The sequence below is a fragment of the Accumulibacter sp. genome (assembly GCF_023806565.1).
In the GTDB taxonomy this organism is placed as follows: Bacteria; Pseudomonadota; Gammaproteobacteria; order Burkholderiales; family Rhodocyclaceae; genus Accumulibacter.
In genome coordinates this window covers 1-4,604 of the sequence record NZ_JAMTDV010000046.1, presented here as the reverse complement: position 1 = coordinate 4,604, position 4,604 = coordinate 1, and the positions used below count along the sequence as shown (strand labels likewise).

3 protein-coding genes are annotated in these 4,604 nt (G+C 64.9%); 2 read left to right on the top strand and 1 reads right to left on the bottom strand.

Features of this window, described 5'->3' with window-relative positions:
• Positions 1–716, bottom strand: a 716-nt coding sequence (locus NFV80_RS05245; RefSeq protein ID WP_296758048.1) for an Rpn family recombination-promoting nuclease/putative transposase, incomplete at its 3' end; no start/stop codon positions are given.
• Positions 717–1,068: 352 nt separating this feature from the next.
• On the opposite strand from NFV80_RS05245, the gene NFV80_RS05240 reads away from it, so the two are divergent.
• A complete protein-coding gene (locus NFV80_RS05240; RefSeq protein ID WP_296758046.1) occupies positions 1,069–3,018 on the top strand; it encodes a DNA topoisomerase IV subunit B in 1,950 nt (649 codons plus the stop codon).
• Positions 3,019–3,145: 127 nt separating this feature from the next.
• Positions 3,146–4,604 (top strand): DNA topoisomerase (ATP-hydrolyzing) (locus NFV80_RS05235; RefSeq protein WP_296758051.1); only part of this gene is annotated, 1,459 nt, incomplete at its 3' end.

Below are 4,604 nucleotides of genomic sequence, written 5' to 3'. Positions count from 1 at the left end.
CTCCTTTCAAGTGTGTAGACGTCCTGGAGAAGTCGTTTCTCCATCGCCGCAGGCAAGCGCATCAACCAGTCGATGACGCCGAACAGGTCGATGATTCGCTGTTTGTCCCAATGGCGTTCGTAAAGTAGCTTGGCCAGACGCCATTTTGCGGCATAGCGTGCTTCGGGGTTTCCCTTTGTCTGGCGAGTGAACAGATGCGCTGCGGTGACCAAGGCGAACGGGTTGGCATCCGCCAACAGTGCTTCGACTTGGCCGGCATAGTCGAGAATCTTGACCATGGGGAAGCGGATGCCGACCTCGCAGCCAAACAATCGGTAGCCGTAATGCGTCGGTTTCCACTGTTCGCTTTCGTCGGCAAGCACCGCGAGGCTGGCTACCGGGCGACGGTAGCGGTCGTAAAGCCGATAGTTGTAGGTGAATAGTCGCTCCGGGAAGTCGGCATCGTGCTGACCCTGCACTTCTACGTGGACGTAAACCCATTGTTCGCCGCCGGTTCGGGTGGCTACCTGGACCAGACGGTCAACCAGTCGTTTACCAAGTTCCGCATCCTGCACCACCTGCGCGAGTTCCTGGTCGAGGAAGACGTGCGCCTGTCGCCAGTCGATCTCAGCGTGCGCCTGCGGAAAGTAGAACGCCATGAACTCGGGAAAGTAGCGCGTCAGCGCGTCTTTCCAGGGGGTGTCGTAGTCGTCAACCGGTAGCGTCTGGTTTTTCATCGAAGCCAATTGCGCTGGGTGATCCGCCGCATCGTGGGTTTGCAGCCGATAGAACAGGCCCGTTCGGTATCGGGGATGGTACCTCATTCGCCGGTTGCGTTTGTGAAACCTTTGGGCGCCATTCGGTCGCCCGAGCGGCGCGTTGAACGGGCCTCGCGATCAACTGGTGCCGGGGGACGGACTCCGATTGGAGTTCCCCAAAGCTGCCGCGGGCAAACGGACCGTGATCGGCTGCCACATCGACGATTTCGCCGCCAGATAGTACACTCCGCGCCTTCATGATTCCAAACGCCAGGCTTTGTTCTGGCGTTTTTGTCTGCGGCCACGGTGGCCGCCAGGAGATTGTTTGGCAATGAGTTACACCGCGGAGTCGATTGCCGTTCTCAAGGGGCTGGAGCCGGTGCGCCACCGTCCCGGGATGTACACACGGACGGACTGTCCGCTGCACATCGTCCAGGAGGCGATCGACAACGCCGCCGACGAGGCTTTGGGGGGCTTTTGCAAGCGTATCGCGGTGACGCTGCATCGCGACCATTCGGTGACGGTGCAGGACGATGGGCGCGGCATCCCGGTGGAGAGGCATCCGCTCGAAGGGGTGCCGACGGTCGAGGTGGTGTTCACGCGGCTGCACGCTGGTGGCAAGTTCCACAAGGACGACGGTGCCTCTGCCTATCGCTTCTCGGGTGGCCTGCACGGGGTAGGTGTTTCGGTGACCAACGCCCTGTCGACGCGGCTCGAGGTAGAGGTCGTGCGCGATGGAGGGCGGCATCAGATGGCCTTTGCCGGTGGCGCGGTGGTCGAACCCTTGCGCCGCGTTGGCGATGCGCCGAAGAAGGCGAGCGGCACCCGCGTGCGCGCGTGGCCCGATCCGGCTTTTTTCGACTCGCCGAGCATTCCGCTGGCACAGCTCGAGCGCCTGTTGCGCAGCAAGGCACTACTCTTGCCCGGGCTGCAGGTGACGCTGACGGTCGAGGACGGGCAGAGCAGCGAGTGGTGCTTCGCCAACGGCATGCTGCAGTATCTGGGCGAGCAGGTCGAGGGAGAAATCGTGGCGCCGGTGTTCTGTAGCGAGAAATACGCCGGCAAGGGCGACGACAGCTTTCCCGTCGGCTCGGGTGCAGCCTGGGCGCTGTGCTGGACAGCCGAGGGCGCGGTGGCACGCGAGTCCTACGTCAATCTGATCCCGACGCCGGCGGGTGGGACGCACGAAGCGGGTTTGCGCCAGGCGACGCTCGAAGCCGTCCGCAGTTTTGCCGAGCACCACGCCTTGCTGCCGAAGGGCGTCAAGCTGGCCGCCGAAGATGTCTTTTCCCGCGCGAGTTTCGTCCTCGCCGTGCGCATGCTCGATCCCTCGTTCCAGGGGCAGACCAAGGAGCGCCTGAACTCGCGCGACGCCGTCGCCCTCGTCGCGCGCATGGTGCGCGACAGTTTCGAGCTGTGGCTCAACGAGCGCCCGGAGGCGGCCAAGCGCATCACCGAGCTGGCGGTCCGCGCGGCGCAGGCACGCACTCGCGCCGGCCAGAAGGTCGAGAAGCGCAAGCAGTCCGGGGTGGCGATCCTCCCCGGCAAGCTCTCGGATTGTCAAAGCGAGGATACCGGCCGCAACGAGATTTTCCTGGTCGAGGGCGATTCTGCCGGCGGTTCGGCGAAATCGGGCCGCGACAAGGAACTGCAGGCGATCCTGCCGTTGCGCGGCAAGGTGCTCAACACTTGGGAGGTCGAGCCCGGCAGCCTGTTCGCCAACCGCGAGGTGCACGACATCGCGGTGGCCCTCGGCATTGATCCACACGCCGTAAGTGCGCCGGACGCCGTGCTGGCGAACCTGCGTTACGGCAAGGTGGTGATCATGACCGACGCCGACGTCGATGGGTCGCACATCCGCGTGTTGCTGTGCACGCTCTTCTACCGCCATTTCCCGAAGCTGATTGCGCGCGGCCATCTCTACTTCGCACAGCCGCCGCTGTATCGCCTCGATGTGCCGGCGCAGGGCAAGAACCGCCCACCGCGCAAGATCTATGCGCTCGACGGCGGCGAGCTCGAAGCGACGATCGACCGTCTGCGTCGGGAAGGCATCAGGCCGGAGGCGGTATCGATCTCGCGTTTCAAGGGACTCGGCGAGATGAACCCGGAGCAGCTCTGGGAGACGACGATGTCGCCCGACACGCGCCGCCTGATGCGCATCCGCATGCCGGGCGCCGAATCTGCCAAGCCGGTGATGAACATGCTGATGGCCAAGGGCGAGTCGGCGGGCCGGCGGGCCTGGATGGAAGAGAACGGCGCCCTGATCGGTGCGGAAATTTGATGGTGGACCGCAAGTGAGGAAAGATTCGACTCCCGACCTGTTTGCCGACCTGCCGGCGGACAACCGGCAGCCGCCGGTGCCGCCGGCCGCGCCGCCACCGTCGCCGCCCGAGGAAGACGACGACAGCATCCTGCTGCACGACTCGGCGGCGCGTGACTATCTGGAATACGCCATCGCGGTGGTCAAGGGCCGTGCCCTGCCGGATGTCAAGGACGGCTTGAAACCGGTACAGCGTCGGGTGCTGTTCGCCATGCGCGAACTTGGCCTGGCGGCGACGGCCAAGCCGGTCAAGTCGGCTCGCGTCGTCGGCGACGTGATCGGCAAGTATCATCCGCACGGCGACACCTCGGCGTACGATGCGATGGTGCGCGTCGCTCAGCCGTTCACATTGCGTTACCCACTGGTCGATGGCCAGGGAAATTTCGGCTCGCGCGATGGCGACAATGCCGCCGCGATGCGCTACACGGAGGCGCGTCTGGCGCCGATCGCCGAACTGCTGCTCGGCGAACTCGGCGAAGGAACCGTCGATTTCCAGGCGAACTACGACGGCTCGTTCGAGGAACCGGCATTCCTGCCGGCGCGGCTGCCCTTTCTGCTGCTCAACGGCGCCTCGGGCATTGCCGTCGGCATGGCCACCGAGATGCCGCCGCACAACCTGCGCGAGGTCGCTGCGGCGGCAATCCACAAGATCGAGCATCCGGCGGCAAGCGTCGCCGAGTTGATGGAGCATCTTCCGGGTCCCGATTACCCCGGCGGCGGGCAGATCATCTCGTCCCCGGCCGACCTCGCCGCGGCCTACGGCAGCGGACGCGGCAGCCTGCGCGTGCGTGCCCGCTACGAGATCGAGGAGATGGCGCGGGGCGCCTGGCAAGTGGTATTCAGGGAGTTGCCACCGGGAGTTTCGTCGGCGCGGGTGCTCTCGGAAATCGGCGCGCTGCTCAATCCGCAACCGAAACCCGGCAAGAAGGTCGTCGAGCAGGCGGCGGCGCAGTTGAAGGCGCTGCTCGCTTCGCAGCTCGATCGCGCGCGCGACGAATCGGGCAAGGACGACGATGTCCGACTGGTTTTCGAGCCGACCAGTTCGCGCATCGATCGCAACGAGTTCGTAGCGCTGCTGCTCGCGCACACCAGTCTCGAAACGTCGACTCCGATCAACCTGGTGGCGGTGGGAATCGATGGTCGGCCCTGCCAGAAATCGCTCGCCGACCTGCTCGGCGAGTGGTGCACCTTCCGCATCCGGACGGTGTATCGGCGCACCGAGTTCCGCCTGCAGAAGGCCGACGACCGCATTCACATCCTCGAGGGCCGGCTCGTCGTCTTCCTCAACATCGACGAGGTGATCCGCATCATTCGCCAGTCCGACGATCCGAAAGCGGCGCTGATCGAGCGCTTCGCGCTGTCGGACCGCCAGGCCGAGGACATTCTCGAGATTCGCCTGCGCCAACTGGCCCGCCTCGAAGGCATCCGCATCGAACAGGAACTCGCCAGGCTGCGCAGCGAGCGCGACGGTTTGCTCAAGCTGCTCGGCAGTGACCAGTTGCTGCGCCGGCAGGTGATCCGCGAAATCCGGGCCGATGCCGAAAAGC

What these genes read in the sequence shown, in the direction of transcription:
- NFV80_RS05240 (WP_296758046.1), top strand. Translation starts at nt 1,069, where the DNA reads ATGAGTTACACCGCGGAGTCGATTGCCGTTCTCAAGGGGCTGGAGCCG.